Annotated in this window: 30 protein-coding genes; 11 read left to right on the plus strand and 19 right to left on the minus strand. The window is 68.8% G+C overall.

Features of this window, described 5'->3' with window-relative positions:
- The first annotated feature begins 59 nt into the window (after nucleotides 1-59).
- Nucleotides 60-1,028, plus strand: a complete 969-nt coding sequence (locus tag ABD255_RS27425; protein WP_344218940.1) for a nitrilase family protein — start codon at nucleotides 60-62, stop codon at nucleotides 1,026-1,028.
- Here ABD255_RS27425 and ispF read toward each other — a convergent pair.
- The 3 genes from ispF to ABD255_RS27440 are packed head-to-tail and all read right to left on the minus strand — an operon-like array spanning nucleotide 1,021 to nucleotide 2,732.
- Nucleotides 1,021-1,500, minus strand: coding sequence for a 2-C-methyl-D-erythritol 2,4-cyclodiphosphate synthase (gene ispF / locus ABD255_RS27430; protein ID WP_344218942.1), 480 nt, complete (start codon nucleotides 1,498-1,500; stop codon nucleotides 1,021-1,023). The genes ABD255_RS27425 and ispF overlap by 8 nt on opposite strands.
- Nucleotides 1,497-2,192 (minus strand): 2-C-methyl-D-erythritol 4-phosphate cytidylyltransferase, encoded by a 696-nt coding sequence (gene ispD, locus ABD255_RS27435; protein ID WP_344218944.1) that lies wholly within the window; start codon nucleotides 2,190-2,192, stop codon nucleotides 1,497-1,499. Before ispD ends, ispF begins: the two co-directional genes overlap by 4 nt.
- Nucleotides 2,193-2,246: 54 nt before the next feature.
- Nucleotides 2,247-2,732, minus strand: a complete 486-nt coding sequence (locus ABD255_RS27440; RefSeq protein ID WP_012918679.1) for a CarD family transcriptional regulator — start codon at nucleotides 2,730-2,732, stop codon at nucleotides 2,247-2,249.
- A 254-nt stretch (nucleotides 2,733-2,986) separates the two neighbouring features.
- Between ABD255_RS27440 and ABD255_RS27445 the strand changes: the two genes are divergently transcribed.
- Nucleotides 2,987-3,541, plus strand: a complete 555-nt coding sequence (locus ABD255_RS27445; RefSeq protein ID WP_344218946.1) for a hypothetical protein — start codon at nucleotides 2,987-2,989, stop codon at nucleotides 3,539-3,541.
- A gap of 73 nt (nucleotides 3,542-3,614) precedes the next feature.
- Here the strand turns inward: ABD255_RS27445 and ABD255_RS27450 are convergent, their stop codons facing one another.
- The 3 genes from ABD255_RS27450 to ABD255_RS27460 all read right to left on the minus strand — a co-directional run bounded on the left by ABD255_RS27450 (nucleotide 3,615) and on the right by ABD255_RS27460 (nucleotide 6,627).
- Entirely contained in the window at nucleotides 3,615-4,628 is a 1,014-nt protein-coding gene (locus ABD255_RS27450) for an iron-siderophore ABC transporter substrate-binding protein (RefSeq protein WP_344218948.1), read from the minus strand.
- A gap of 104 nt (nucleotides 4,629-4,732) precedes the next feature.
- Nucleotides 4,733-5,410, minus strand: a complete 678-nt coding sequence (locus ABD255_RS27455; RefSeq protein WP_132189066.1) for a response regulator transcription factor — start codon at nucleotides 5,408-5,410, stop codon at nucleotides 4,733-4,735.
- On the minus strand, nucleotides 5,407-6,627 hold the full coding sequence (locus tag ABD255_RS27460) for a sensor histidine kinase (RefSeq protein WP_344218950.1): 1,221 nt from the start codon (nucleotides 6,625-6,627) through the stop codon (nucleotides 5,407-5,409). Before ABD255_RS27460 ends, ABD255_RS27455 begins: the two co-directional genes overlap by 4 nt.
- A gap of 208 nt (nucleotides 6,628-6,835) precedes the next feature.
- Here ABD255_RS27460 and phoU point away from each other — a divergent pair, with 208 nt between their 5' ends.
- Nucleotides 6,836-7,546, plus strand: a complete 711-nt coding sequence (gene phoU, locus ABD255_RS27465; protein WP_344218952.1) for a phosphate signaling complex protein PhoU — start codon at nucleotides 6,836-6,838, stop codon at nucleotides 7,544-7,546.
- A gap of 101 nt (nucleotides 7,547-7,647) precedes the next feature.
- Here phoU and ABD255_RS27470 read toward each other — a convergent pair whose 3' ends face one another.
- From ABD255_RS27470 to ABD255_RS27485, 4 genes are read right to left on the minus strand one after another with little or no spacing between them, the layout of a single operon-like run.
- On the minus strand, nucleotides 7,648-8,394 hold the full coding sequence (locus ABD255_RS27470; protein ID WP_344218954.1) for a phosphoglyceromutase: 747 nt from the start codon (nucleotides 8,392-8,394) through the stop codon (nucleotides 7,648-7,650).
- 10 nt (nucleotides 8,395-8,404) lie between these two features.
- Nucleotides 8,405-8,893, minus strand: coding sequence for a type III secretion system chaperone family protein (locus ABD255_RS27475; protein ID WP_344218956.1), 489 nt, complete (start codon nucleotides 8,891-8,893; stop codon nucleotides 8,405-8,407).
- Nucleotides 8,890-10,179, minus strand: coding sequence for a D-inositol-3-phosphate glycosyltransferase (gene mshA, locus ABD255_RS27480; RefSeq protein WP_344218958.1), 1,290 nt, complete (start codon nucleotides 10,177-10,179; stop codon nucleotides 8,890-8,892). Before mshA ends, ABD255_RS27475 begins: the two co-directional genes overlap by 4 nt.
- Before the next feature lie 47 nt (nucleotides 10,180-10,226).
- Complete coding sequence (locus ABD255_RS27485) at nucleotides 10,227-10,577, minus strand: hypothetical protein (RefSeq protein ID WP_344218960.1); 351 nt, start codon at nucleotides 10,575-10,577, stop codon at nucleotides 10,227-10,229.
- A 353-nt stretch (nucleotides 10,578-10,930) separates the two neighbouring features.
- Here ABD255_RS27485 and ABD255_RS27490 point away from each other — a divergent pair, with 353 nt between their 5' ends.
- On the plus strand, nucleotides 10,931-11,680 hold the full coding sequence (locus ABD255_RS27490; RefSeq protein ID WP_344218962.1) for an SDR family NAD(P)-dependent oxidoreductase: 750 nt from the start codon (nucleotides 10,931-10,933) through the stop codon (nucleotides 11,678-11,680).
- Between the two features lie 156 nt (nucleotides 11,681-11,836).
- On the opposite strand, the gene ABD255_RS27495 is transcribed toward ABD255_RS27490, so the two are convergent.
- Entirely contained in the window at nucleotides 11,837-12,472 is a 636-nt protein-coding gene (locus ABD255_RS27495) for a TetR/AcrR family transcriptional regulator (protein ID WP_344218964.1), read from the minus strand.
- Nucleotides 12,473-12,804: 332 nt separating this feature from the next.
- Between ABD255_RS27495 and typA the strand changes: the two genes are divergently transcribed.
- Both typA and ABD255_RS27505 read left to right on the plus strand, forming a co-directional pair.
- Nucleotides 12,805-14,667 (plus strand): translational GTPase TypA, encoded by a 1,863-nt coding sequence (gene typA / locus ABD255_RS27500; RefSeq protein ID WP_344218966.1) that lies wholly within the window; start codon nucleotides 12,805-12,807, stop codon nucleotides 14,665-14,667.
- Nucleotides 14,668-14,792: 125 nt separating this feature from the next.
- Nucleotides 14,793-15,365 (plus strand): L,D-transpeptidase, encoded by a 573-nt coding sequence (locus tag ABD255_RS27505; RefSeq protein WP_344218968.1) that lies wholly within the window; start codon nucleotides 14,793-14,795, stop codon nucleotides 15,363-15,365.
- A 49-nt stretch (nucleotides 15,366-15,414) separates the two neighbouring features.
- On the opposite strand, the gene ABD255_RS27510 is transcribed toward ABD255_RS27505, so the two are convergent.
- Nucleotides 15,415-15,909 (minus strand): O-acetyl-ADP-ribose deacetylase, encoded by a 495-nt coding sequence (locus ABD255_RS27510; protein ID WP_344218970.1) that lies wholly within the window; start codon nucleotides 15,907-15,909, stop codon nucleotides 15,415-15,417.
- A gap of 104 nt (nucleotides 15,910-16,013) precedes the next feature.
- On the opposite strand from ABD255_RS27510, the gene ABD255_RS27515 reads away from it, so the two are divergent.
- On the plus strand, nucleotides 16,014-16,832 hold the full coding sequence (locus tag ABD255_RS27515) for a L,D-transpeptidase family protein (RefSeq protein ID WP_344218972.1): 819 nt from the start codon (nucleotides 16,014-16,016) through the stop codon (nucleotides 16,830-16,832).
- A gap of 48 nt (nucleotides 16,833-16,880) precedes the next feature.
- Here ABD255_RS27515 and ABD255_RS27520 read toward each other — a convergent pair whose 3' ends face one another.
- From ABD255_RS27520 to ygfZ, 5 genes are all read right to left on the minus strand, one after another.
- Nucleotides 16,881-17,234 (minus strand): DUF2516 family protein, encoded by a 354-nt coding sequence (locus ABD255_RS27520; RefSeq protein ID WP_344218974.1) that lies wholly within the window; start codon nucleotides 17,232-17,234, stop codon nucleotides 16,881-16,883.
- Nucleotides 17,235-17,325: 91 nt separating this feature from the next.
- Complete coding sequence (locus ABD255_RS27525; protein ID WP_344218976.1) at nucleotides 17,326-17,859, minus strand: hypothetical protein; 534 nt, start codon at nucleotides 17,857-17,859, stop codon at nucleotides 17,326-17,328.
- 45 nt (nucleotides 17,860-17,904) lie between these two features.
- Nucleotides 17,905-18,366, minus strand: a complete 462-nt coding sequence (locus tag ABD255_RS27530) for a helix-turn-helix domain-containing protein (RefSeq protein ID WP_344218978.1) — start codon at nucleotides 18,364-18,366, stop codon at nucleotides 17,905-17,907.
- A gap of 98 nt (nucleotides 18,367-18,464) precedes the next feature.
- Nucleotides 18,465-19,466, minus strand: coding sequence for an asparaginase (locus tag ABD255_RS27535; RefSeq protein ID WP_344218980.1), 1,002 nt, complete (start codon nucleotides 19,464-19,466; stop codon nucleotides 18,465-18,467).
- 125 nt (nucleotides 19,467-19,591) lie between these two features.
- A complete protein-coding gene (gene ygfZ / locus ABD255_RS27540) occupies nucleotides 19,592-20,599 on the minus strand; it encodes a CAF17-like 4Fe-4S cluster assembly/insertion protein YgfZ (protein WP_344218982.1) in 1,008 nt (335 codons plus the stop codon).
- 258 nt (nucleotides 20,600-20,857) lie between these two features.
- On the opposite strand from ygfZ, the gene ABD255_RS27545 reads away from it, so the two are divergent.
- Complete coding sequence (locus tag ABD255_RS27545) at nucleotides 20,858-21,256, plus strand: hypothetical protein (RefSeq protein WP_344218984.1); 399 nt, start codon at nucleotides 20,858-20,860, stop codon at nucleotides 21,254-21,256.
- A gap of 180 nt (nucleotides 21,257-21,436) precedes the next feature.
- Here the strand turns inward: ABD255_RS27545 and ABD255_RS27550 are convergent, their stop codons facing one another.
- On the minus strand, nucleotides 21,437-22,819 hold the full coding sequence (locus ABD255_RS27550; protein ID WP_344218986.1) for a cation:dicarboxylate symporter family transporter: 1,383 nt from the start codon (nucleotides 22,817-22,819) through the stop codon (nucleotides 21,437-21,439).
- Nucleotides 22,820-23,002: 183 nt separating this feature from the next.
- Here ABD255_RS27550 and ABD255_RS27555 point away from each other — a divergent pair, with 183 nt between their 5' ends.
- Both ABD255_RS27555 and ABD255_RS27560 read left to right on the plus strand, forming a co-directional pair.
- Nucleotides 23,003-24,259: a sensor histidine kinase gene (locus tag ABD255_RS27555; protein ID WP_344218988.1), complete on the plus strand. Its 1,257-nt coding sequence runs from the start codon at nucleotides 23,003-23,005 to the stop codon at nucleotides 24,257-24,259.
- A gap of 13 nt (nucleotides 24,260-24,272) precedes the next feature.
- On the plus strand, nucleotides 24,273-24,929 hold the full coding sequence (locus ABD255_RS27560) for a response regulator (protein ID WP_344219108.1): 657 nt from the start codon (nucleotides 24,273-24,275) through the stop codon (nucleotides 24,927-24,929).
- On the opposite strand, the gene ABD255_RS27565 is transcribed toward ABD255_RS27560, so the two are convergent.
- On the minus strand, nucleotides 24,926-25,420 hold the full coding sequence (locus ABD255_RS27565; protein ID WP_344218990.1) for a heme-binding beta-barrel domain-containing protein: 495 nt from the start codon (nucleotides 25,418-25,420) through the stop codon (nucleotides 24,926-24,928). The two genes, ABD255_RS27560 and ABD255_RS27565, sit on opposite strands and share 4 nt — an antisense overlap.
- 168 nt (nucleotides 25,421-25,588) lie before the next feature.
- Between ABD255_RS27565 and ABD255_RS27570 the strand changes: the two genes are divergently transcribed.
- Nucleotides 25,589-25,951, plus strand: a complete 363-nt coding sequence (locus tag ABD255_RS27570; protein ID WP_344218992.1) for a DsrE family protein — start codon at nucleotides 25,589-25,591, stop codon at nucleotides 25,949-25,951.
- Nucleotides 25,952-26,001 lie beyond the last annotated feature (50 nt).

The following is a 26,001-nucleotide window of genomic DNA, read 5'->3' on the forward strand; positions in this document are numbered from 1 at the left end:
TGAAAGGTCGCCGAGCAACTATTGGACGGCATGGACCGATCGGCGTTTCGATAGACGTCATGACCACCTTGCGCAGCGCTGTCGTCCAGTTCGAGGCCGTTCCGGACCGTCCCGACCTGAACCTCGCCACCGTCACCCGGCTGGCCCGGCAGGCCGTGTCCGGCGGCGCCCAACTGGTTGCCTTCCCGGAGATGTGCCTCCTCGGCTACTGGCACCTCCGCCGTCACACCGCCGACCGCCTGCGCGAGTTGGCCGAGCCGGCCACCGGCCCGAGCGTCACCAAGGTCGGCGAACTCGCCCAGGAACTGAACGCCGGGCTGGGCGTCGGCTTCCTCGAGGTGGCCGACGGCCTGCTCTTCAACTCCTACGCCGTCTGCCTCCCCGACGGCGCGATCCACGTGCACCGCAAGCTGCACGCGTTCGAGCACGAGGCGATCTCGAGCGGTTCGGCCTTCACGGTGTTCGACACGCCTTGGCAGGTCCGGGTGGGCGTCTTGATCTGCTGGGACAACAACCTGACCGAGAACGTCCGCGCCACCGCCTTGCTGGGAGCAACCGTTCTGCTGGCTCCGCACCAGACCGGCGGCACCGACTCGCGCAGCCCGCACGGGATGAAGCCGATCCCGCAGCACCTCTGGGACGACCGGGCCGCCAACCCCGCCGCCCTCGAAGCCGCCTTCAACGGCCCGAACGGCCGCGGCTGGCTGATGCGCTGGCTGCCGTCCCGGGCGCACGACAACGGCCTGTTCGTGCTGTTCAGCAACGGGGTCGGGCAGGACGACGACGAGATCCGCACCGGCAACGCGATGATCCTGGACCCCTACGGCCGGATTCTCGCGGAGACTCCAGCGCCGGCGGAGGCCGTCGTACTGGCTGAGCTGGATCTCGACTTGGTGCCGATGGCAACAGGTCGTCGGTGGATGCGTGGCCGGCGGCCGGAGCTCTACGGAATCCTGACGGAACGGACCGGCGAAGAACTGAACCCCAGAGAGGCTCGTTTCTCGACCGACCCGGTCGAGCTCAGCTGACGGGGTAGACGAGAGCCGTGGCGATCGCGGCGATGCCTTCGCCGCGGCCGGTGAGGCCCAAGCCGTCGGTGGTGGTCGCCGAGACGGACACCTCGGCGTCGCAGGCGGCACTCAGGGCCTTCTCGGCTTCAGCGCGACGGGAGGCGAAGCGGGGGCGGTTGCAGATGACCTGGATGGTGATGTTGCCGATCTCGAAGCCGGCGGCGCGGACGCGGCGGGCCGCTTCGCCCAGCAGGGCGGCTCCCGACGCACCGGCCCACTCGGGCTCCGAGGTGCCGAAGTTCGATCCCAGGTCGCCGAGACGAGCAGCGGAGAGCAAGGCATCACAAGCCGCATGAGCAGCGACATCGCCGTCGGAGTGCCCTGAGGGTCCAGCGGTTTCCTCGGGCCAGTGCAGCCCAGCGAGCCACATCGGCCGGCCTTCCTCCACCGGGTGCACGTCGATTCCCGTGCCTACCCGCGGAATCGTCACGACGTACGCCTTTCCGACAGGATCGACTCGGCCAGGATGAGGTCGCGCGGCCGGGTCACCTTGAACGCGTCCTCGGACCCGGCAACCGTCCGGACGGTGACCCCGAGCCGCTCACACAACATCGCGTCATCGGTGGCCCCGGCAACAGTCCCGGCATGGGCCCTGCGCAACAAGTTCGGCTCGAACCCCTGCGGAGTCTGTACTGCGACCAGCGCCGACCGGTCGGGCGTGTCGACCACCATGCCGCCCGGGTCGATCCGCTTGATCGTGTCCGTCACCGGGATCACCGGCACCACGGCAGGAGCCCCGGAACGCACGGCGAGGACCACCCGCTCGATCACTTCGACCGGGACGAACGACCGGGCCGCGTCGTGCACGAGCACACAGTCGATTCCATCGACCGGAACCAACTCCAGGGCCAGCCGGACGGAATCGGTCCGCTCGGCGCCGCCGGCAACCACTCGCAGTACGGCCGACCCGACGTACGGCTCGAGGAGTTTGTGGACGTCGTCCTCGGTGCCCGCCGGTACCGCGACCACAAAGCAGGCGAGGTCGGCGGCGGTCGCTGCCCTCAGTCCACGGACTGCGTGGACCAGCAGCGATTCGCCACCGACCTCTCGAAATGCCTTGGGTTCTTCACCACCCAGCCGTAGCCCCAGACCGGCCGCCGGGATGATCGCCGCAGTACTCACGACGCCATCCTGCCAGTTCGGCCGCGCGAACGCGGTCGGGTGTGCCTCCTTGAATCAGGAAGCGAGAACCTCGTCGAGGATGGCTTCCGCCTTGTCCTCATTCGTGTGCTCGGCCAGGGCCAGTTCGGAGACGAGGATCTGACGAGCCTTCGCCAGCATCCGCTTCTCACCAGCGGAGAGACCGCGGTCACGCTCACGGCGCCACAGGTCGCGGACGACCTCTGCCACCTTCATCACGTCACCGGAGTGCAGCTTCTCCAGGTTCGCCTTGTAGCGACGCGACCAGTTCGTCGGCTCCTCCGTGTGCGGCGCCCGCAACACGTCGAAGACGCGCTCCAGACCAGCCTGATCCACGACGTCACGCACGCCGACAAGATCGAGGTTGCACGCGGGGACCCGGACGACCAGGTCGTTCTGAGCGACGATCCTCAAGACCAGGTAGGTCTTGTCCTCACCTTTGATCTGACGGGTCTCGATGTCCTCGATGACGGCCGCACCATGGTTGGGGTAAACAACCGTCTCGCCGACTGTGAAAGTCATATGTCACGTGCCCCTTTCCGAGTCCTATCCTACCACGCAGTCGGTGGTCCGGCCGGGGCGTTTGCGCTGGTCAGAGCCCATTTCTCGCCTTGACAAACGCTGTCCCGCGTGCCTCGCACGCGCGGAAATGGTTGCCCGGGACACCCCCGAAAGGGGTGGCCGCCGTCGGGTCCGGCCGCCGCGCTCGCTACGCTGTGCTTCGCCGGAGGCCCATGCCTGACGGCGTCCACCGGGTTGTAGGAGAGGGAACACCAGTGTCCATCACGTCGTCCTCGCAGGCCTTCCGCCGCGTCGCCCTGGCCGGTGCCACCGTCGCACTGAGCACCGCGGTGGCGGCGTGCGGCGCCGGCTTCGGAGCCCAGACCTTGCAGCCCTACCAGCCCTCCGAGGGCACCAACGCGGACTCCGGCAGCATCGGCGTCCGGAACATGCTGGTGCTCGCCTCGGAGGAGGGCAAGGGCGAACTGCACGGCGCGATCGTCAACTCCGGCAGGGCCGACGACACGTTGTCCGCGATCGCCATCGCCCCGGCGGAGGACGGCACCGACGGCGCCGGCACCGGCGGCGGCGGGGAGACCGCGGTCAAGATCGAGAACTTCAAGCCGGCCGACCTGAAGGCGGGCACGTCGTTCACGCTGCCGCCCAAACAGGGCCTGCCGGTCACCGTCACGGGAGCGAAGCCGGGCCAGATGATCCGGGTGACCCTCACCTTCGGACAGGCCGGTCCGATCACCACGTCGATCCCCGTCCTCACCGAGGACCACTACTCGCCGTCACCGCGCAACGACGGCGAAGAAGCCCACGGCTGAGCGACCAGCGCACGCAGTACGGGCGGTGCCACCCCGCGAGGGGAGGCACCGCCCGTAGTACGTCGGGGGAGGCTCAGGAAGCGGCCTGGGCGGCCTTGGAGAGACCCGGGAGGATCTTGTCCAGCACCCACGGGACGCTGAGCACGCTGACCGCGCTCATCCCGGAGATGACCTGCTGGTCCGTCATCAGGTACGCGCTGCCCTTCTTGAACGCGCCGAGCGACGCGTAGACCGGGTCGGCCGCGAACTTCTCCGGCGTCATCCCGTCGATGTAGCCGACCACCACGTCCGCGTCGGCGTCGGCGATCTTCTCCTTGCTGATGGTGAGCGCGAACTCCTTCTTCGTGTTCGTCTTCTCCAGCGCCTCGACGCCCGGGGCGTTCACGAAGCCCATCTCGTTCAGGATCCGCACCCGCGGGTCACCCGGCATGTACACGTAGTTCTCGGTGCCGTACGACGCGATCGTCAGCGTCTTGCCCTTGAACTCCGGGTGGTCGGCGGCGGCCTTCGCCGTCAGGTCCTTGATGCCGGCGACCAACTTGTCCGCCTCGGCCGACTTGCCCAGCGCCTTGCCGATGATCGTGGTCTGGTCCTGCCAGCTGGTCTGCCAGGGCGCCCCCGGGTACGCGACGGTCGGCGCGATCTCCGACAGCTTCGTGTACGTCGCCTTGTCGAACCCCTCGTACGGCGCCAGGATCACGTCCGGGCGCAGCGCGGCCAGCTTCTCGAACGGGATGCTGTCGGTGGTCTCGAGCAGGGTGGTCTTGGCCGGATCGAACTTGTCCGCGTTCCACGCGGTCGTCCCGGCCGGCGTCGGGCCGTAGGTGACCTTCGGCATCCCGACCGGCGTCTCGCCCAGCGCGTACACCACGTCCTGGGCGTTCCAGCCCAGCGTGACGATCCGCTCCGGCTTCTTCTCGATCGTCGTCTCACCGAAGGTGTTCTTCAACGTGACCGGGAACCCGGCCGACGCCTCCGCCGCCGGCGCCGCCTCCCCGCCGTCGTCACTGCCACACGCTGCCAGCGTGGTGGCGACCACCAGGGTGGCGACCGCCACCGCGGCGGTACGGGTCCGGGACCAGGACATGCTGTTCTCCTTAGCTGGAATTGCCTCAACTAAGGAGAGCCTAAGCTAACCGCCCCGGCGGCGCTCAGCCGCAGTGGTGTGAGCCTTGCCTCGTACCGCGGGGCTCAGGCCTCGAACTTGTACCCAAGGCCACGAACCGTCACCAGGTGCGACGGATTCGACGGGTCCTTCTCCAGCTTGGAGCGCAGCCGCTTGACGTGGACGTCGAGGGTCTTGGTGTCGCCCACGTAGTCGGCGCCCCAGATCCGGTCGATCAACTGGCCGCGGGTGAGGACCCGGCCGGTGTTGCGGAGCAGCATCTCGAGCAGTTCGAACTCCTTCAGCGGCAGCCTGATCTCGGTGCCGGAGACGGTGACGACGTGGCGTTCGACGTCCATCCGGACCGGGCCCGCCTCGAGGGTGTCCGGCAGCAGTTCGACGTCCTGGCCGCGGCGCAGGACGGCCCTGATCCGGGCGAGCAGTTCGCGCGGGCTGTAGGGCTTGGTGACGTAGTCGTCCGCGCCCAGTTCGAGCCCGACGACCTTGTCCACCTCGGTGTCCTTGGCGGACACGATGATCACCGGGACGTTGCCCCGGCTGCGCAGCGCCCGGCAGACCTCGGTGCCGGACAGGCCGGGCAGCATCAGGTCCAGCAGGACGATGTCGGCGCCGGCCCGGTCGTACTCGTCCAGCGCGTCCGGTCCGGTCTCCGCGACGGCGACCTCGAACCCCTCCTTGCGCAGGACGTACGACAACGCGTCGCTGTAACTCTCTTCGTCCTCGACGACCAGCACACGGGTCACGAAGCTGCCTCCTTGGTTTGGTCCACTGACGGGGTCGGCGTCAGGTGTTGCTGGAGCTCCTCCTGGGTGGAGGGGTCCGTGGGGTGCCCGGTCGCGGGATCGAGCCGCAGCGGGAGTCGGACGGTGAAGGTCGATCCCTGGCCCTCGACGCTCCAGACGCGCACGTCGCCGCCGTGGATCGAGGCGATGTGCTTGACGATGGACAGGCCGAGGCCAGTACCACCGGTCTCACGGCTGCGGGCCCGGTCGACCCGGTAGAACCGCTCGAAGATGCGTTCCAGGTCGCTGCTCGGAATCCCGACGCCCTGGTCGCTGACGGTGATCTCGACCAGGTCCCCGATCGGCCGGGCGGCAACCGCCACCCTGGTCCCGTCGGGGCTGTAGTTGACGGCGTTCTCGACCAGGTTGCCGATCGCGATCGCCAACTGGTCCTCGCTGCCCATCACCTCCAGCGCCGGGTCGGTCTTCACCACCAGGCTGATGCCGCGGTCCTCCGCGTCCACCCGGCAGCGGTCCACCGCGGCCTCGATCACGCCGTTGATGTCGACCGGGCCGGGATTCTCCAGCGGGTCGTCACCCTGCAGCCGGGACAGCTCGATGATCTCCTTGACCAGCCGGCTCAACCGGGCCGCCTCGATCCGCATCCGGCCGGAGAACCGCTGCACGGCCTCCGGGTCGTCGGCGGCCTCGGAGACGGCGTCGGCAAGCAGGATGAGCGCGCCGATCGGGGTCTTCAGTTCGTGGCTGACGTTCACGGTGAAGTCGCGGCGGATCGCGTCCAGCCGGCGTTCGCGGGTCCGGTCCTCGACCAGCACCAGCACCAACTGGCTGCCCAGCGGTGCCACCCGAGCGCTCACGTACTGCGTGGCGCCGAGCCGGCCGCGGACGATCTCCAGGTCCTGCTGGCGGATCTCGCCGTCCCGGCGGACCGCGCGGACCATGGTCAGCAGGTCTTCCACCACCAGCCGCTCACCCCGGACGATGCCGAGCACGTGCGCGGGAGCGCTGGCCTGGAGCACCTGGTCCTCGGGGCCCATCACGACCGCCGACGAGCGCAGTACGGACAAGACGGTGGCCACTCCGGTCGGTACGACGGGGTCGGGCGTGACCGGCACCTTGGTCTGGGAACGCTCGCTCAGCACCATCGCACCGAGTGAAAGCAGAGCCAGGGCCGCGCCGATGACGCCGCCCAGCACCGCAGCCAGCGTGGGGTCCACGGAACCGATGCTACGCGGGCGCCGAGCGGGGAAAGACCGAATGAGCACCGGATGACCGGAACGCGTCCCAACTGTTCATCGGGCGTTCACCACTCGTCGCCAACCGGCAACCTCGACGGCATACGGTCACCGTTGGGCGGGAACTGTTCCGTGCCCGCGGGAGCCCGCCCACCGCAGTACCGGACACCACAGATCGGATGCAGACACGATGCGCGACACCTACCACGAGCAGCTCGACGACATCCTCGCCGAGCTCGAACGGATGACCCGGACCGTGTCCACAGCCGTCCGCCGCTCCACCACCGCGTTGCTGGCGGCCGACATCCGGCAGGCGGAGGAAGTGATTGCCGCCGACATCAAGCTGGACGCGGCCGGCGAGGGCGTCGAGGAGAAGGTCTTCGAGCTGATGGCCCGGCAGGCGCCGGTCGCCAACGAGTTGCGGATGCTGGTCGCCGCGCTGCGGATGGTCGCCGACCTGGAGCGGATGGGCGACCTGGCCGCGCACGTCTCGAAGATCGCCCGGCTGCGCTACCCGGCACCGGCGATCCCGGCCGAGCTGCACGGCGTGATCGAGGAGATGGGCCGGGTGGCCGGCCGGATGGTCGACGGCGCCGGTGACGTGATCAAGACCCGCGACGTCGACGCGGCCGCCAGGCTGGAGGCCGTCGACGACGAGATGGACAAGCTGCGCAGCAACCAGTTCCGGCTGATGATGGACGACTCCTGGCCGCACGGCGTCGAGGTCGCGGTTGATATCGCCCTGCTCGGCCGGTACTACGAGCGGATCGCCGACCACGCCGTCTCGATGGCCCGCCGGGTCGTCTACCTGGTCACCGGCGAACTCCCGGTAGCCGTCGGCGGCACCGCGGCCGGCTCCGGCGCGGGCGCCTCGACCCCGTCCCCGAACGGCAACAACTGATCCCTTCGAACAAGTAGCCTGCGGCAACCGATTGGTTGCCGCAGGCTACTTGTTGTTGCCCAACTTCCTGTTTTTCTATTTCTTTGTTTGCTGTTCGGGTGTCAGCGGCCCTGGTTCTTGACGGCCTCGATGGCGGCCGCGGCGGCGGCCGGGTCGAGGTACTCGCCGCCAGGCTTGATCGGATTGAAGTCCTCGTCGAGCTCGTAGTACAGCGGGACGCCGGTCGGGATGTTCAGGCCGACGATGGTCTGCTCGTCCAGCTTGTCCAGGTGCTTCACCAGCGCCCGCAGGGAGTTGCCGTGGGCGGTCACGAGCACGGTCTTGCCATCACGCAGGTCCGGCACGATCGCGTCGTACCAGTACGGCAGCATCCGCTCGACGACGTCCTTCAGGCACTCGGTGGCCGGCAGGATCTCCGACGGCAGCCCGGCGTACCGCGGGTCGCCGGCCTGGTCGTACTCCGAGCCGCGCTCGATCGGCGGCGGCGGGGTGTCGTAGGAGCGGCGGAACAGCATGAACTGCTCCTCGCCGAGCTCCTCCAGCGTCTGCTTCTTGTCCTTGCCCTGCAGGCCGCCGTAGTGGCGCTCGTTCAGCCGCCAGGACCGGCGGACGTCGATCCACTGCCGGCCGGCCTCCTCGAGGGCGATGTTCGCCGTCCGGATGGCGCGGCGCAGGACCGACGTGTGCAGGACGTCCGGCAGCAGGTCGCGCTCCAGCAGCAGCTGGCCGCCGCGGTGCGCCTCCTCGACGCCCTGGGCGTTCAGGTCGACGTCGACCCAACCGGTGAACAGGTTCTTGGCGTTCCAGTCGCTGTGGCCGTGGCGCAGCAGGATCAGGCGGTAAGTCATACCCCGCAGCCTACCGAGGCTCCAGCCAGCCCTTGAAGGCGTCCAGATTCCGGGTCGGTTCGCCGCGGGAGAGCCGCCACTCGTACTCCTTGCGGATGGAGGTGGCGAAGCCCAGCTCGAGGATCGTGTTGAACGAGGAGTCGGCGTACTCGAGCACCGCGCCGAGCAGCCGGTCCATCTCGACCGGGGTGATCGCGTGCAACGGGACCCGGCCGTCCAGGTGGATGTCGCCCAGGTGGTCGATCGCGAAGGCGACGCCGTACATCTTCAGGTTGCGTTCCAGCAGCCAGCGGTAGACCGCCTCGTGGTTCTCGTCCGGCCGGCGGGCCACGAAGGCGTGCACGTGGACGGCCTGGCTGCCCACGGTCAGCGACACCGTGGTCTTCAGCTTCCGCTCACCGGGCAGGTCGGCGCTGAACGCACCGGGTGCGGTCTCGGTGAACTCCAGGTCGTTCTCGTTCAGCACCTGGCGGATCACGTCCGCCGCGGACACCCTCATCGGCCAACCTCCGCGGCCAGTTCGGCCGCCATCGTCTGCTGCGCCCTCCGGTAGGCCGCCAGCGTCTTCTCCGCGGTCAGTTCCCAGCCGAAGGCGCGGGCATGCTTGACCGCCGCGTCGCTCATCGTCTCGCGCATCGACGGATCCGTCGCTATCCGGTGCAGCGCGTCGGCGAAGTCGCCGATGTCGTGCCCCGGCACCAGCAGGCCGGTGACACCGTCGGAGACCGCCGTCGTCAGCCCGCCGACGGCCGCCGCGACCACCGGCGTCCCGCAGGCCTGCGCCTCCAGCGCGACCAGCCCGAACGATTCGGAGTACGACGGTACGCAGACCACCGAGGCGGCCCGGTACCACTCGGCCAGCCCGGCCCGTTCCATCGGTTTCACGAACCTGGTGACGTCGTCGACGCGCAGCGCGCGGGCCAACTCGGCATGCGACTCGGGGTGTTCCATCCCGTTGCCGGACGGACCGCCGATGATCGCGACCACCAGCCGGTCCCGCAGCGACGGGTCCTGCTCGAGCATCCTGGCGGCCGCCCGGATCAGGATGTCCGGCGCCTTCAACGGCTGGATCCGGCCGACGAACGCGAGCACGATCGCGTCCTCGTGGATCCCCAGCGCCTTCCGCGCCACCCCCTGGTCCCCCGGGCCGAACACCTCCAGGTCGACGCCCGGGTTGACCACGCCGACCTTGTCCGGCTCGGCGCCGTACAGGCTGATCAGTTCGCGCGCCTCGTCCTCGGTGTTGGCCAGCAGGCGATCCGCGGCCTCGACCACCTGCTCCTCGCCGAGCAGCCGGGCCGGCGGTTCCGGTACGTCGTCGTCGGCCAGGCTCGCGTTCTTCACCTTGGCCATCGTGTGCATCGTGTGCACCAGCGGCACCGCCCAGCGGTCCCGGGCGAGCAGCCCGACCTGGCCGGACAACCAGTAGTGCGAGTGGATCACGTCGTAGTGCCCGGGCTCGCGGATCGCCTCGGCGCGCAGTACGGCCCGGGCGAAGGTGCACAACTGCGCGGGCAGTTCGTTCTTCGACAGGCCCTCGTACGGGCCGGCGGCGACGTTCCGCACGGTCACTCCCGGCAGCAACTCCACCTTCGCGGGCAACGCGGACGCGGTCGCGCGGGTGAACACGTCCACCTCGGTCCCGAGCGCGGCCAGCCGCTTGGACAGCTCGACCACGTAGACGTTCATCCCGCCGGCGTCCCCGATCCCGGGCTGATCCAGCGGCGACGTGTGCAGGCTGATCATCGCGACCCGCCGAAGAGGACGGTCGAAGGGTTGGGTCACCCGGTCAGCGTATCCCCGGCACGACTTCGCGGAATCGGGACTTCTCCCTATCCCGGGTCACTTGGGAGGGTGCCGGGCGGGAGGGTGCTGGGCGGAAGGGTGCTGGGCGGGATGGTGCCAGGCGGGAGGGTGAGTGCCTGGCCGGTCTCGAGCGCCGCCGCCAGGCTGCGGGACAGGGCGGACCGGACATCGGCGCTGTCCTCGCTGAGTTCCTCGATCAGCGCGCTGCTTCCGGCCGCCTCCGTCGTCGCCGGCAGTTCGACGTACCGGTCGTGGTCCTGCGCCGCGATCTCCAGTGCGGCCTCGGCCCGGAGTACGGCGTCGGCTCCAGCGTCATCCCGAAGAGCCCGCAGAGCAGGAGCACCCTGCCCAGCACCGCGACGCCGCCGGCCAACCACACCGCCAGTCCGTCGGGCAGAGGACGTAGAGGATTTAGCGCAGCAGTATCCAGCCGCAAGCCATGATCCCGGCGAAGACCACCAGGCCCGCCACCTTCTCGCCCGAGACCATCTGCCGCCCACTGGGCGGCTTAGGCACCGCGCTCGCCGGCACCAGCGCCGTGGGATTCTCACTGAGCAGGGCGGATCTCCGGGTCGATCGTGGGCGAGAAGACCGGCTTCGGCGTGCGCCCGGACTTCGGCTTGCGCTTGTGCTTGGCCATGCCACCCCCTGGTTCCCGGTCCCCGCACCTCGACGTTCTACTGTGCGGACTGGTTCCACGGGATGGCAACCAGGCTGGGAGACTACAAGTATGAGCGGAGCGCCGAGGCCTGTTGCCGTAGTGACCGGAGCCAGTAGTGGGATCGGGGCCGCGTCGGCCCGGCATCTCGCCCGGGAAGGGTTCGAGGTGGTGTGTGCGGCCCGCCGGCTCGACCGGGTCGAGGCGCTGGCCAAGGAGATCGACGGGCGCGCGGTCCAGTGCGACGTGACCTCGGCCGAGGACGTCGCCCGGCTGGCTACCGAGGCCGGTGAGCGAGTGGACGTGCTGCTGAACAACGCCGGCGGCGCCTTCGGCTTCGAGCCCGTGGCGGAAGCCGACCTCGACGCCTGGCGCAAGATGTTCGAAGTGAACGTGATCGGCGTCGCCGCCGTCACCAAGTCGTTGCTGCCGGCCCTGATCGCGGCGCGGGGCCAGATCATCGTGATGGGCTCGACCGCGGGTCAGGTCGCCTACGAGGGTGGCGGCGGGTACGTCGCGGCCAAGCACGCGGCGAAGGCGGTCGTCGACACCCTGCGGCTGGAGTTGTACGACCAGCCGGTGCGGGTCTGCGAGATCGCCCCCGGGATGGTGAAGAGCGAGGGCTTCGCGCTGACCCGGTTCGAAGGCGACCAGGCCAAGGCCGACGCCGTGTACGCCGGTGTCGCCGAGCCCCTCACCTCCGACGACATCGCCGACATCGTCGCCTGGGTCGCCACCCGCCCGCCCCACGTCAACATCGACCGCCTCACCGTCCGCCCCCGCGCCCAGGCCGCCCAGCACAAGGTCCACCGGGTTCAGTAGGTCCCGCAGAGTGACGGCGTCCTTTGCCAGGGGAAGCGCCGGGTCGGCTGATCTCCAAGGGCGCTGATGGCGGTCTGCTACCTGCCTCTGATGCTGTGGGGACCGCTGCTCGGGGCCGTCACCTGGGCCTACTCCCGGCGCCGCTGCACCAGCTGATCACTTTGCTCGCAGGCGGTCCACTGCCGGCGACTGGATCGGCAGTGGGGTGGAGGGTTCAGGCAGCCCGTACTGCGCGTGCAGGCGGCGGCGGATCGCCTCGACCGGGAACGTGTCCGGGTAGATCGCCAGCTTCACCGTGACGCCCTCGAGTGTTGCCCTGAGCAACATTTCCTCGACGGCCGGGTCGGCGGCGCCGCGAGCGGTGAAGATCGAGCGGATCGCGTCCTCGATCTGCGCCACCCGGACCGACTTGGCCTCCTCCACCTCGGCGAAGACCGGGTGCGTACCGGGCTGCATCATCAGCGAGATCGCCAGCCGTTGCACCGGCAGCGTGGACGCCGCCGCCATCAGGGTGCCGTCGATGATGCCGGCCAGTTTCTCGTCCGCGCTGCCTCGCAGATCCAGGATCGCGCCGATGCCGTCCAGCCAGCGGTCCAGCAGTTCGGCGGCCAACCGCTGCTTGTTCGGGAAGTAGTAAGTCACCAGGCCCCGGGACACCCCGGCCCGCTGGGTCACGTCGGAGATGGACGCGGCCTCGAACCCCTTCTCGGCGAAGACCTCCAGGGCAGCACCGAGGATCCGCTCGCGGGACCGTTCCCGCAGCGCTTCGTTCGTGCTGACCGACCGCGGCACGTTCTTCTCTCTTCGGCCAGGGCACTGGAGGCCGAGCAACCCCCCACATCATGCTCGGCGCCCCAGGCCCGCCCCCGTTGTTGCAGGCCCCTCCCCAGGCGCCCAACTCATAGACTGTACGTACAGCGAACGAATGTCAAAGGCTCAACCGGTTCGTGGACACCCAGAGTCACGCGTTCTCGCGTGCACGCAGAGTCACGGGTTTCGTGGGCACCCTGTGTCACAGGTACGATGTGATGGCTGCGCCCTGCGTCTTGTGGCCCTGACGGAACGACACAGTGAGACCGCCGTAGCCACCGACTGACCTCTCGACTTGCTTGGAGCGCTTCCGCATGCCCCTCCGTAATGATCTGCGCAACGTGGCCATCGTGGCCCACGTCGACCACGGGAAGACCACCCTGGTCGACGCGATGCTGTGGCAGTCCGGTGCCTTCGGAGCCCACCAGCACGTCGACGAACGAGCGATGGACTCGGGTGACCTGGAGCGTGAGAAGGGCATCACGATCCTGGCCAAGAACACCGCCGTGCGGCACAAGATGGCCAACGGCGAACAGATGACGCTGAACATCATCGACACCCCCGGCCACGCCGACTTCGGTGGCGAGGTCGAGCGCGGCCTGTCGATGGTGGACGCGATCGTGCTGCTGGTCGACGCCTCCGAGGGCCCGCTGCCGCAGACCCGCTTCGTCCTGCGCAAGGCGCTGGCCCGGAACATGCCGGTGATCCTCGTGGTCAACAAGGTGGACCGTCCGGACGCCCGGATCGCCGAGGTCGTGGACGAGACCTACGAACTGTTCCTCGACCTGCTGGACCACGACGCCGACCAGAGCGCACTGGACTTCCCGGTCGTCTACGCCTCGGCCCGCGCCGGCCGCGCCTCGCTGACCCAGCCGGAAGACGGCGGCATGCCGGATTCGGAGGACCTCGAGCCCCTCTTCGAGACGATCCTGGCGAACGTGCCGGCCCCGGAGTACACCGAAGGCGCGCCGCTGCAGGCCCACGTCACCAACCTCGACGCCTCGCCGTTCCTCGGCCGGCTCGCGCTGGTCCGGGTGCACGAAGGCACCCTGAAGAAGGGCTCGCAGGTCGCGTGGTGCAAGCACGACGGCACCATCCAGAAGGTCAAGATCACCGAACTGCTGATCACCGAGGCGCTCGAGCGGGTTCCCGGCGACTCGGCCGGACCGGGTGACATCGTCGCGATCGCGGGCATCCCCGAGATCATGATCGGCGACACCCTGGCCGACCCGGAGAACCCGAAGGCGCTGCCGTTCATCACCGTGGACGAGCCGGCCATCTCGATGACCATCGGGACGAACAGCTCGCCGCTGGCCGGCCGGGTCAAGGGCACCAAGGTCACCGCGCGCCTGGTGAAGGACCGGCTCGACCGGGAGCTCATCGGCAACGTGTCGCTCAAGGTGCTGCCGACCGAGCGGCCGGACACCTGGGAGGTGCAGGGCCGTGGCGAGCTGGCGCTGGCCATCCTGGTCGAGCAGATGCGCCGCGAGGGCTACGAGCTGACCGTCGGCAAGCCACAGGTGGTCACCCGGGAGATCGACGGCAAGCGGCACGAGCCCGTCGAGCGCCTCACCATCGATTGCCCCGAGGAGTACCTGGGCACCGTGACGCAACTGCTCGCGGTCCGCAAGGGCCGGATGGAGCAGATGACGAACCACGGCACCGGCTGGGTCCGGATGGAGTTCCTGGTCCCGGCCCGCGGCCTGATCGGCTTCCGTACCGAGTTCCTCACCGACACCCGCGGTACCGGTATCGCGCACCACGTCTTCGAGGGTTACGAGCCCTGGTTCGGCGAGCTACGCACCCGCCCGTCGGGCTCGCTGGTCTCGGACCGCACCGGCGTCACGACGTCGTACGCGATGGTGAACCTGCAGGAGCGCGGAACGATGTTCTGCGAGCCCGGGACCGACGTCTACGAGGGCATGGTGGTCGGCGAGAACTCCCGCGCCGACGACATGGACGTCAACATCACCCGCGAGAAGAAGATGACCAACGTCCGGTCGAACGCGGACGAGTTCGAGAAGCTGGTGCCGGCCCGCAAGCTGTCGCTCGAGCAGTCGCTGGAATTCTGCCGCGAGGACGAGTGTGTCGAAGTCACCCCGGATGCCATTCGGATCCGTAAGCTCGCGCTGACTCAGATCGAGCGCGCGAAGCTCGGCCGCAAGAACAAAGCCTGAAACGGTAAGTCACTGGCCTGGTTGGCCGATCCGGCGGGGGAAAATCCCGGATCGTTATCAACCAGGTCAGTTGCCGTGGCGTCTGTATCAGTGCAAGCACATCAGTTGGGGGAAGGAAAAGGACTATGGGGATTCTGCGTACGCTCGGCGCCACCACGACCGCGGTCGTGATGCTGGGGGTCGGCGTGCTGACCACGACGACGGCACAGGCGGCTCCGGCCGCGAAGACCGTCGTGGCGCCGAAGGTCGCGCCCAAGGCCGCTGTCGCGCCGAAGGTGGCCACCAAGGCCACCGCGAGCAGCGCCGTGGTGCCGGGCCGTCTGCGGGTCGACAAGCGGTGCATGAAGGGCCGGATCCTCTGCATCAACAAGAAGACCCGCAAGGTGGTCTTCCTGGTGAACGGAAAGGTCGTGGCGTACGGCGACGCCCGCTTCGGCGGCAAGCGCACGCCGACCCGCAACGGCAACTTCAAGGTCTACCGCAAGTCGAAGAACCACGTCTCGTCGATCTACAAGTCGCCGATGCCGTACGCGATGTTCTTCAGCGGCGGCCAGGCCGTGCACTACTCGTCGGACTTCAAGGCGCGCGGCTACAACGGCTCGTCGCACGGCTGCGTGAACATGCGGGACAAGAAGAAGATCGCGCTGATCTTCAGCAAGGTGAAGATCGGCGACCGGGTGCTGGTCTACAGCGCCTGATCCTCAGTTTTCCTGGCGGCGGCCGGTTCTTCGGAACCGGCCGCTGCTGTCATTCCAGGGCCTTCGAGAAGGCCTTGTACAGGCGGGGCTCGACCAGGCAGAAGGTTGCCTTCTCGACCTGCGTGGACGACCCCAGGAGCGTCTGTACGGCGATGTCGGCCGCCGACTGCGCCGGCCAGCCGTAGATGCCCGCGGAGACCGCAGGAAGCGTCAGGCGGGTGGCACCCAACTCGTCCGCCAGCCGCAACGCGTTCCGGTAGCAGGACTCGAGCAGCGCCGGATCCCGTTGCCCGGCGGTGTAGTTCGGCCCGACGACATGGATCACGTACTGCGCCGGCAGGTTGCCCGCCGTCGTCCAGCCGGCCTCCCCGGTCGGGACGCCGTTCGGGTAGCGCTCGACGCACTCGGCCAGGATCGACGGCCCACCGGCACGGTGGATCGCGCCGTCCACGCCGCCGCCTCCGCGCAGCGCGTGGTGCGCCGCGTTGACGATCGCGTCGGCCGCGACGGTGGTGATGTCGGCCGTCGACAGTTCGATCTTCATCGGACATAGCTTAGGCTTACCCGGTGCTGGCGTCCGCTCGACGCCAACCAATTGATCTGTGAGGGCGTCCCACTCCGTGAGGACGGATCAAACGAGGGGTTCCGATGCGCTGGATTCGTAGTGCGCTGGTTATTCGCAACGTGCTGGCTGTTGCTGTCACGACGGCGGCGGTGGCCGGGCTGGCCGGTGCCGGGATCACGGCGTCCGCCGCTCCGGCCGAGCTGAACACCGCCGACCTGAAGACGGTGCCGTTCGAGGTGAGCGGCGAGCTGCCGATCTACCCGAAGGCGTTGTGGAGCAACGGGTCCAGCAGTGTCGAGGTCCGCAAGGTCGAGGCCCGGCTGATCCAGCTGAAGCTGCTCGACAAGCGGTGGCTGGACAACTCCTACGGCACGATGACCCGGTCCGCGGTGAAGAAGTTCCAGACCAGCCACGACATTCCGCCGCTCGGCTACGTCGACGAGAACACCTGGAAGAAGCTGTCCGCGGCGACCCGGGAGCCGACCCGGGCCGAGCTGTACCCGCCGGCGCCGGTGGTGAACGGCGTCAAGCTCGACGAGCGCTGCGCGTCCGGCGTCGCCCTGTGCATCGACAAGTCCACCCGCAAGCTGCGCTACGTGGTCGACGGGGTGGTGAAGATGCAGTTCGACGTCCGCTTCGGCGCCCAGAAGACCGCTACCCGCGAGGGCGGCTTCTCCGTCGGCTGGAAGAGCCGCAACCACGTCTCCAAGCTGTACGACTCCCCGATGCCGTACGCGATGTTCTTCAGCGGCGGCCAGGCCGTCCACTACTCCTCCGACTTCGCCGCCCGCGGCTACAACGGCGCTTCCCACGGCTGCGTCAACGTCAGAGACCTGGCGAAGATCCGCCAACTGTTCGACCTGGTCAACGTCGGCGACAAGGTCATCGTCTACCGCTCGTAGCCGCCGCGCGGCTACGGCGGGTGGGGCGCCGACCGGGCGTACGCAGTACTAGAGGGGGCGGGGGCCGCGGCGGCGGCGGATGCCCCAGCCGCCGCCTCGGCCTCGGCCTGAGGCGGCGCGGAGGGCGGGACGGGCGTCCACCAGATACACACCGGCGGCGACGATGCCGATCAGGCCGATGAAGCTCAACCAGCTCTGGAAGATCTGCGACAGGGTGAAGGTGGCCAGGATCAGCACCCAGCCGGGTTTGGTCAGCTTGTCGGCGGCGACGAAGACGGCGCGCGGCCGGAAGGCCGCGTCCAGGAGCGCGACCAGCTTCAAACCGAACAGCACCCACCAGATGACACCGATGGGATCTCCGAACCCCGGGAACAGAGTTGGGAACGTGGCGAGTGCGAGCATGCGTACGAGCCTAACCCAGGCAGCGGGTGGCCCACCTCTGCCGAACGACAGAACTGGACCACCCGCACCGTGAAAAGCCGGGAAACTACTCTCAGTCGCCGACCTTCGAGGCGGCGGTGCCGGCGGCCTTCGACGCGGTCTTGGCGGTCTTGCGGGCGCTGGTCGCGGTCGCCTTGACGTTGCGGCTCGCGGTGTCGGCGGTCTTCTTCGCGGTGGTCCGGGTGGCCTTGGCCTTGCTCACCGTGGTCTTGGCCTGGGCGACCATGTCCTCGGTGGCCTTCTGGCTGCGGATCCGGGTGACGATCTCCTCGCCGCGGGCGGCCAGGTCGGCGTAGGTCTCCTCGGCCTGGCCGAGCACGGTGGTCAGCCCGGCCTGCGCGACGGCCGGCAGCTCACGGAGCTTGGCCGGCACGGTCCTGGCGTCGGCGGCGAGCACCTCGAAGCGCTTGCCGAGCTCAACCTGAGCCTTGGTCAGCTCCTTGCTCAGCTCGGTCTGCAGCGCCTTCTGGTCCAGCTTCGCGAACCGGGTGCTGACGTCCTCGCTGACCGCGCGGAACTTCTCCACGGCCAGGTCGCCGGCGCCGGCGACCGCGTACAGCGGGGTGACGGGGGTACGGGTTGCCATCAGGCATCTCCTCGGAAGGTTTCTTCAGCGGGGTCGGTACTGCGGCTACTTCTGGGTGGTGCTTTTTCTTGCAGGGGTCTTCTTGGCGGCCTTCTTGGCGGCGGGAGCGGGCTTGGCCGGCTCATCCTCGGGCGCGTTCTCACGGACGAAAGAGGCGTACACATCGAGCAGTACGCGCTTCTGCCGCTCGTTCAGCGCGGGGTCGAGCAGGACCGCCTCGACCACTCCCGGAGTACGCCGGGCGCTGTCGTCCTCGTCGTCCGGATCGAGGATGCCGGCCCGCACGTACAGGGTCTCCGCGGAGATCCGCAGCGCCTTCGCGAGCTGCTGCAGTACGTCGGCCGACGGCTTGCGCAGGCCTCGCTCGATCTGGCTCAGATACGGGTTCGACACACCTGCCAGGTCGGACAGCTGCCGCAACGACAACTGCGCGTGCCGGCGCTGCTCGGCGAGATACTCCCCCACCGAACCGACTGCGCCCGCGGCACGATCACTCAACTTGGCCATGCGTCCAGTGTGCTAGCAAGGTGCTTGCAATTGCAAGCAGGCACGGCGTGAGGCCGCTCACCCCCGCCCGGAGGTGCCGTTCAGGGCCGAGGTGCTGGTCAGGCGAAGGTACTGAGGTGCGGTTGGACCGCGCCGACCTGAATGCCGCCGCCGTACAGCGGCGAACTGGTCTGCTGGTCAACGACCTCGTGCGAGAGACCCAACTTCTGCAGGACCGCGGCCATCACGACCGCGCGGGCGCGCGGCGTACCGTCTTCGACCTTGACGGCGATGCCGCGGCCGTCAGCAAGTCCTACTGCGTAGACGCTTTCGGCTCCGGCCTTGCAGAGCAGGCCGGGAACTGCGCGCATCAAGGCGGCCTCGTCGCGGCGGCTGCCGCTGGCGTACTCGGGGTGGTTGCGCAACGCGTTCGCCACCCGGGCCTCGAGGGTGTCGGGCGCGGCCGCGGCGAAGAGGCCGAAGGAGCGGGCCAGGCCGGCGAGGCTGATGGCGAGGATGGGTGCACCACAGCCGTCGACCGCGACGTACGAGATCTTCTCGCCGGAGGAGTCCTCGACGGCGGTCCGGATCGCCTGCTGGAGCGGGTGCTCGGGCGAGCGGTAGTCGTCGCGGCCCCAGACGGCGTCCGGGCTCTTCTCCCGCGCCGGGTCGTGGATCGGCCAGCCGTTCGCGACGCAGGTCGCGATCATCGCCGCGTGCTTGCCGGAGCAGTTCATCGTGAGCGGGTCGAGCCCGTGGCCCGCCCGGACCCACTCGTCCCGCGCCTGCTCGTCGATCGGGTAGGCCGCCGGCGTCCGCAGTACCGACTCGTCCAGCCCGGCGCCGGCCAGGATCCGCCGTACTCCGTCCAGGTGGAACGCCTCGCCCGAGTGGGACGCACCCGCCAGCGCGAGCAATTCGCCGTCCAGGGCAAGGCCGTGGCGGAGCATGCCGAGCGCCTGCATCGGCTTGTTCGACGAGCGCGGGAACATCGGCTGGTCGACCACGCCGGCAGACCACTCGACGGCTCCGTCGGGAGCGGTCACCACCACGGAGCCGCGGTGATGGCCCTCCACGAATCCGCTGCGCACGACATCGGCCAGGATCACAGGTTCGGTCACGGCTGAACTGTACGGCTCGGCGGTCAGGTGCAAAAACCCAAGTTGGCAATGATCCGCCTCACAACCGACCGATAGACCGCCGCGTCCCGCCGTGCGGGCTCAGAGTCGCGAGCGGTCGGGCGGGGTCAGAGCCGGGAGCGGACGTGGAGGCCGACCTCGGGGTCGACCAGGAGTTCCTGGGTGGCGGTGACGGTCGGCTGATCCTCGGCGACTACTTCCAGCAGGGCTGCCGGGTCGACGTTGCGCTTGATCAGAGCGAGCGCGATCGGGCCGTACTCGTGGTGCCGGGCGGCCGAACCGATGAAGCCGACCTGCTTCTCACCAGCCCGTACTGCGTACCCGTGCGCCGGCAGGTGATCCACCGAACCGTCCAGGAGCAACCGAACCAGGCGGCGCGGAGGCCGGCCCAGGTTGTGCACCCGTGCGACCGTCTCCTGGCCGCGGTAACAGCCCTTGTCGAGGTGTACGCCGACGCCGAGCCAGCCGAGTTCGTTGGGGATCGCGCGCTCGTCCGTGTCCAGCCCGAGCCGCGGGGCTCCCGCCTCGATCCGGAGCGCCTCGTACGCCCAGACTCCGGCAGGCGGGCCGGCTTCTTCCGCGAAGGCCGAGAGCTCGCCGCGAGGAAGGAAAACCTCATGCCCACCGAGGGAGTCAGCCCCGCTCCGCACCAGCGCACTGGAGGTTGAGGAGGGGGTGCCTGGGCGCCAGATGATGGCGTAGTCCGTGGTGACGTCCGTGATCTCCACCCGCGACATGAACACCATCTTCTGGAGCCACTCGACCAGCGCGGCCGCAGCACCCGGTTCCGTGTGGAGCCAGAAGGTCTCGCCGTCGTCGACGCCGTACATGGCGTGCTCGATGTGGCCCGTGGGCGACAGGAGCAGCGCGGTCGTGGAGGTGCCCGGGCGCAGGCCCTCGAAGTACTGGGTGGTCAGTGCGTGCAGCCAGGTGAGCCGGTCGGGTCCGGTGATGGTGACCACATCGCGGTGCGAGAGGTCGACGAACCCCTGGCCGGCGACCAGGGCCCGCTGCTCCCGCAGATCGGAGCCGTAGTGAGCGGCAACCCCGGCGTCCAGGCCGTCCGCTTCCACGGCACCCGGGAGATCCAGCAGAGGGCTGCGTGTCAATGACATGTCACCAGAGTACGTCGATCGAGGTACGCCGACTGCCTCCCACTGTGGGATGTGGACAACACCCCTCCCGACGAGGCTGAAAGGACCAACCTGAGAGGAGCAGAACGATAACGAAGAAGGCATTCCGGCCGTCCAGGCACCGAGCAGTACGCCGCTGAGCTGGGCCTGCCGTTCGGCACGGGCAAGGAGCGGCGGGACCAGGTCCGGGCCACCTTGGACCACCTGGAGAGGCTCGATGGCGACCGGCACACCCCGGTCATGCTCGCTGCGGGGGGACCCCGCTCGCTGGCATTGGCGGCCGCTAGAGCCGACATCGTCTCGCTGGCCAAGTCGGCTGTGGCTCCGCGAGAGGAGGTCGTCCGACTGGCCCGGGAGTTGCGTGAGCTGGCAGGACCGCGGGCAGACGACATAGAGCTGGCCATGAACCTGTTCGCGGCCGGTACTCGGGAGCTGCCGCCGTGGACGAAGCAGGCGGCTGGGGTGACGCCGGAAGAGCTCGAGGCGAGTGGCTCGCTGATGCTGTTGCGCGGTACGCCGCAGGAGATGGCTGACGAGTTGCAGCGGCGCCGGGACGAGTTCGGCGCCTCCTACATCAGCGTCAACGCCACCTACCTCGAAGACCTCGCACCGGTGATCGAGAAGCTCGCGGGACGGTAGCTGGCGGAGTACGGGACGGCGCAGTACGAGCGGACAGCGCGGGCGGGCGTAGTACAGGCGGGCGTAGTACAGGCGGGCGTCGTACAGGCGGACAGCACGCTGCCCGTCAGGTCCCAGACGGAGTGGGAGCTGACGGGCAGCGTGGAGGGGTGGGACAGATGGTCTAGTGGTGCGCCTTGTCTAGTGGTGCGCTGCGGCCCCGCCGGTGTCGGCGACCGCGCCGGCTGCCGGTAGATCGCCCGCGTGGGTGTCGCCGGCCGCGAAGGCCGCCTCGTCGAACGGATCCTCACCGGCGAAGACCTGCCGGGCCTGTTCCTTGTCGAACGCCCCGGTCCAGTGGCCGACCAGGACCGTCGCGACCGCGTTGCCGGCGAAGTTCGTCAGCGCCCGGGCCTCGGACATGAACCGGTCGATGCCGACGATCAGGCCGACGCCGTCGAGCAGTTCCGGCCGGTGCGACTGCAGACCGCCGGCCAGCGTCGCGAGCCCGGCGCCGGTCACGCCGGCCGCACCCTTGGACGCCACGATCATGAACACCAGCAGGGAGATCTGCTGCCCGAGCGAGAACGGCTGGTCCATCGCCTCGGCAATGAACAGCGACGCCATCGTCAGGTAGATCGCGGTGCCGTCCAGGTTGAACGAGTAGCCGGTCGGGACGGTGATGCCGACGACCTGCTTGCCGACGCCGAGGTGCTCCATCTTGCCGATCAGCCGCGGCAGCGCGGTCTCCGACGACGAGGTCGACACGATCAGCAGGAACTCGCGTCCCAGGTAGCGCAGCAACTGGAAGATCGACATCCCGGTGACCACCTTGAGGATGCTGCCGAGCACGACCAGGACGAACAGCGCGCAGGTGATGTAGAAGGCGAGCATGATCTTGCCCAGGCTGACCAGAGCTTCCCAGCCGGTGGCGCCGACGACGGCCGCGATGGCGCCGAACGCACCGATCGGGGCGGCCCACATGATCATCGCGAGCACCTTGAAAGCGAGCCGCTGGAGGTGCCCGATGCCGTCCAGTACCGGCTGACCCTTCGAGCCCATCGCCTGCAGGGCGAAGCCGACCAGCAGCGCGACGAAGACGGTCTGCAGCACCTCACCCTCGGTCAGGGCGGACACCAGCGTCTTCGGGATGATGCCGAGCAGGAAGTCGGAGGTGCTCTCGTGCGCGCCGGAGGCCTGGCTCTGGCCGGTCTCGCGGAGCTTGTCGGTCAGGTTCAGACCGGAGCCGGGCTGGACCAGGTTGCCGACCACGAGGCCGATGGCGAGCGCGACCGTCGACATCACCAGGAAGTAGACCAGCGCCAGTCCGCCGACCTTGCCGACGCTGGCGGCCTGCCGGACCGAGCCGATGCCGAGCACCAGGGTGCAGAAGATGATCGGGCTGATCATCATCTTGATCAGGTTCACGAAGCCGGTGCCGAGCGGCTTCAGCTCGGTGGCGAAGGTCGGGAAGAGGAAGCCGACGCCGATGCCCAGCAGGACGGCGACGATGACGGCGATGTAGAGGAAGTGGGTCCGGTCGTTGCGGACCGGTGTCGGGCGGGGTGCGGTGGGACTCGCCATGGTGACTCCTGAATCGGCCGGGCGGCGGGGTTCTGAGTAACTGTGACGTGACGCACAGGCGAACTGCTCATTTCGTTCATATCGTTCGCCATCGGCGCCTTGCCGGCGCCCACGCGGTCGCCGTAAGAGCCCACTGACGGCACTGGTGTGCACAAATGTCCGCAGGCTGTGCAAACTGACCACATGAAGCGACGGCCGTCCGAACTGCGTCGCCAGGTGCTCTGGCTGCAGACGATCACGACCGCCGTGCTGGTTGTGATGATCTGGATCACCCTGCTCGCCCGCGCCCGGGACCAGGCCGATCGCGACGCGGCCGCCGCCGGTCTGCGGGCCCCCGGCTGGGGTGAGCTGATCCAGCTGGAGATCCGGTCCATGCTCGGCATCGCCAGTCTGACCCTCGGAATCGCCGTCGCCGGCAATGCCCTGGTGACCTGGCGGGTACGCCGAGCCACCCGCGGGATGGGCACGCAGTCCCTCGCCTGGATGCTCGACTTCTACGAAGGCGTACTGCGCGCCGCCCGCGAAGGCCTGCTGCTGGTCGACTCCGACGGCCGAGTCCAACTGGTCAACGACGAAGCCCGCCGCCTGCTCGGCCTACACCACGTCGAACCAGGCTCGACCATCGAGGAGCTCCACCTCCCCGCCACTCTGGCGGGCCTCCTCCGCGCCGGCCGGACGGCGTACGACGAACTGCACCTCGGGGCGCAGGGGGTCGTCGTGGTGAACCAGCAGCCGGCCAGGTCCGGCCGGATCATCACGCTGCGAGACCACACCCAGCTGCAGGCGCTGCTCGGCGAGCTGGACGCGGTGCGGAGTCTCGCCGAGTCGCTGCAGGCTCAGAATCACGAGGCGTCGAACCGGCTGCACACCGTCGTCAGCCTGATCGAGATCGGCCGGCCGGACCGCGCCCGGGAGTTCGCCGTCTCCGAACTGCAGCTCGCGCAGGCGATGACGGACCGGGTGGTCGGCACGGTCGGTGATCCCGTCTTGGCGTCACTCCTGCTCGCCAAGCTGGCCCAGGCCCAGGAGCGCGGCGTACTGCTCACGCTCGAGCTCGGCACGGAGGCGCTGAACACCCGGCTTCCCGCGCAGGACGTCGTCACGGTGGTCGGCAACCTGCTCGACAACGCGATCGAGGCCGCCCGCGACGGGTCCGCTCCCCGGCGGGTCGAGCTGAAGGCCGGGACCACTCCGGACGCGATCGACCTGGCCGTCACGAACACCGGCGCGGAGCTGGGGGCCACCGAGCTGGCGCGGATGTTCGAGCGGGGCTGGACGACGAAGCCGGAACCAGGTCACGGGCTGGGATTGGTGCTGGTACGCAGTACGGTCGAGCGCTGGCAGGGGACGTTGATGGTCGACCCGGACTCCGAGCTGGACGACGTACCGGCTTTGACTGTGCGGGTTCGGTTGCCGCGGGCGGTGAGCGCTAGTGCTTGATCTTCGGGTCTTGGTGGTTGAGGACGATCCTGTGGCTGCTGAGGCGCATCGGGTTTATGTGGATCGACTGCCGGGATTTGCGTGCATTGGGATCGCCAGTACTGCGGCGCGCGCGCTGCAGGTGCTCAGCCGGGGCGAGGTGGACCTGGTCCTGCTGGACATGAATCTGCCGGACGGTCACGGGCTGGACGTCGTACGGCGAATGCGTGCTGCGGGCAACCAGACGGACGTGGTAGCGGTGACTGCCGCACGGGAGGTGGCGGCGGTTCAGGCGGCGGCGCGGATCGGGGTGGTGCAGTACGTGCTGAAGCCGTTTGCCTTTGAAACGTTGAGGGATCGACTCAGTGCCTATGCGCGGCAACGGCGGGCCGCGGAGGCCGGTCAGGTGGTCGCGGACCAGGACGAGGTGGACCGGTTGTTGCATCCAGCAACTGTTTCTTCGGTGCCGAAGGGGTTGGCCGGGTCGGTGCTGGATCGGGTGGTCACGTTGCTCGGAAACCGCGAGGGGTGGACCGCGGAGGAGGTCGCAGCTTCGCTGGGTACGTCGCGGATCACGGCCCGGCGGTATCTGGAACACCTGGCCGACCAAGGCCAGGCGTTGCGCACCCAACGCTACGACGGTCGCAGCGGCCGCCCGAAGGTCGAGTATTGCTGGGTGTCGGAGAGCTAGGCCCGGATCAGCGTGGCCCAGAGGTGCGGCTGGAGGGGCTGCCCCTCGGCGGCCATGTCGTAGGCCCACAACAGCTCGCCCTTGACCAGGCCGTACAGCCGGTGGCCCGCGGTGACCTCTTTGGCGGTCGCGGTCCGCGCCACCACGTCGGTCCGCATCTCGATCTTCGCGCCCTCGATCTCGCCGTACCAGATCTCCGCGAACCCGGTCGGGTGTGCGAGCACCACCTCGAGCTTGTTGTCCGGCCGCGGCCGCCAGAACCCGGTCTCCATCGCCAACGGCCGCTCCCGCTTGCCGTCCTCGCCGACCACGAAGGTCTGGCTGACGAAGTGCAGGAATGGCTTGCCGTTGTGACTGAAGTCGATCTGCTGACCGAACTCGAACTTGTCGATCGTCGGGTAGTCGCCGTGGCCGCGCCCCTCCCACCGGCCGAGGAGCCAGGCCAGCGGCATCAGGTCGGGGTGCAGGTCCTGCGGGATCTCGAACGGCATCGCGGTCGCCGTCAGCTCGCGCTGCGGCCGCGGTACAGCCGGTAGACGACGAACGCCGAGAACCAGCCCATGAACACGGTGACGAGCACCAGCAGGGTCGTGAAGATGACGTGTAGCACGTTCGCCAGTCTAGGGGATGCACGCGGCGGTCTGAGCTACCGTGGCGTGATGTCCCGCACGCTGGTGATCAAGCTGACCGCAGGCGCCGAAGAACCCGAACGCGCCAACCAGGCCTTCACAGTGGCCGCGACCGCTGTGGCCACCGGAGCCACGGTGTCGTTGTGGCTGACCGGAGAGGCCGTCTGGTTCGCCGTACCGGGCCGAGCCGAGTCCTTCGAACTCCCCCACGCGGCACCTCTCGCAGACCTCCTCGCCGGGGTCCTGGCCGGTGGCACCCTCACCGCCTGCACCCAATGCGCCAAACGCCGCGACCTCACCGAGTCCGATCTCTTACCCGGCACCCGAGTGGCAGGCGCCCCCACGTTCACCGAAGAGATCCTCGCCGAGAACGCCCAGGCAATCGTCTACTAGCCGCGCACACCGTGCGGTCGGCTAGCTCCCGCACCCAGCTAATCCGGTCT

The organism is Kribbella sancticallisti, from assembly GCF_039530625.1.
In the GTDB taxonomy this organism is placed as follows: domain Bacteria; phylum Actinomycetota; class Actinomycetes; order Propionibacteriales; family Kribbellaceae; genus Kribbella; species Kribbella sancticallisti.

Excerpts from the sequence above, each read along its gene's own strand:
- ABD255_RS27425 (WP_344218940.1), top strand. The coding sequence starts at position 60 with ATGACCACCTTGCGCAGCGCTGTCGTCCAGTTCGAGGCCGTTCCGGAC.
- ABD255_RS27440 (WP_012918679.1), bottom strand. The coding sequence starts at position 2,732 with ATGACTTTCACAGTCGGCGAGACGGTTGTTTACCCCAACCATGGTGCG.
- ABD255_RS27450 (WP_344218948.1), bottom strand. The coding sequence starts at position 4,628 with ATGTCCTGGTCCCGGACCCGTACCGCCGCGGTGGCGGTCGCCACCCTG.
- phoU (WP_344218952.1), top strand. The coding sequence starts at position 6,836 with ATGCGCGACACCTACCACGAGCAGCTCGACGACATCCTCGCCGAGCTC.
- ABD255_RS27470 (WP_344218954.1), bottom strand. The coding sequence starts at position 8,394 with ATGACTTACCGCCTGATCCTGCTGCGCCACGGCCACAGCGACTGGAAC.
- ABD255_RS27475 (WP_344218956.1), bottom strand. The coding sequence starts at position 8,893 with ATGAGGGTGTCCGCGGCGGACGTGATCCGCCAGGTGCTGAACGAGAAC.
- ABD255_RS27490 (WP_344218962.1), top strand. The coding sequence starts at position 10,931 with ATGAGCGGAGCGCCGAGGCCTGTTGCCGTAGTGACCGGAGCCAGTAGT.
- typA (WP_344218966.1), top strand. The coding sequence starts at position 12,805 with ATGCCCCTCCGTAATGATCTGCGCAACGTGGCCATCGTGGCCCACGTC.
- ABD255_RS27505 (WP_344218968.1), top strand. The coding sequence starts at position 14,793 with ATGGGGATTCTGCGTACGCTCGGCGCCACCACGACCGCGGTCGTGATG.
- ABD255_RS27510 (WP_344218970.1), bottom strand. The coding sequence starts at position 15,909 with ATGAAGATCGAACTGTCGACGGCCGACATCACCACCGTCGCGGCCGAC.
- ABD255_RS27515 (WP_344218972.1), top strand. The coding sequence starts at position 16,014 with ATGCGCTGGATTCGTAGTGCGCTGGTTATTCGCAACGTGCTGGCTGTT.
- ABD255_RS27520 (WP_344218974.1), bottom strand. The coding sequence starts at position 17,234 with ATGCTCGCACTCGCCACGTTCCCAACTCTGTTCCCGGGGTTCGGAGAT.
- ABD255_RS27525 (WP_344218976.1), bottom strand. The coding sequence starts at position 17,859 with ATGGCAACCCGTACCCCCGTCACCCCGCTGTACGCGGTCGCCGGCGCC.
- ABD255_RS27530 (WP_344218978.1), bottom strand. The coding sequence starts at position 18,366 with ATGGCCAAGTTGAGTGATCGTGCCGCGGGCGCAGTCGGTTCGGTGGGG.
- ygfZ (WP_344218982.1), bottom strand. The coding sequence starts at position 20,599 with ATGTCATTGACACGCAGCCCTCTGCTGGATCTCCCGGGTGCCGTGGAA.
- ABD255_RS27545 (WP_344218984.1), top strand. The coding sequence starts at position 20,858 with ATGCTCGCTGCGGGGGGACCCCGCTCGCTGGCATTGGCGGCCGCTAGA.
- ABD255_RS27550 (WP_344218986.1), bottom strand. The coding sequence starts at position 22,819 with ATGGCGAGTCCCACCGCACCCCGCCCGACACCGGTCCGCAACGACCGG.
- ABD255_RS27555 (WP_344218988.1), top strand. The coding sequence starts at position 23,003 with ATGAAGCGACGGCCGTCCGAACTGCGTCGCCAGGTGCTCTGGCTGCAG.
- ABD255_RS27565 (WP_344218990.1), bottom strand. The coding sequence starts at position 25,420 with ATGCCGTTCGAGATCCCGCAGGACCTGCACCCCGACCTGATGCCGCTG.
- ABD255_RS27570 (WP_344218992.1), top strand. The coding sequence starts at position 25,589 with ATGTCCCGCACGCTGGTGATCAAGCTGACCGCAGGCGCCGAAGAACCC.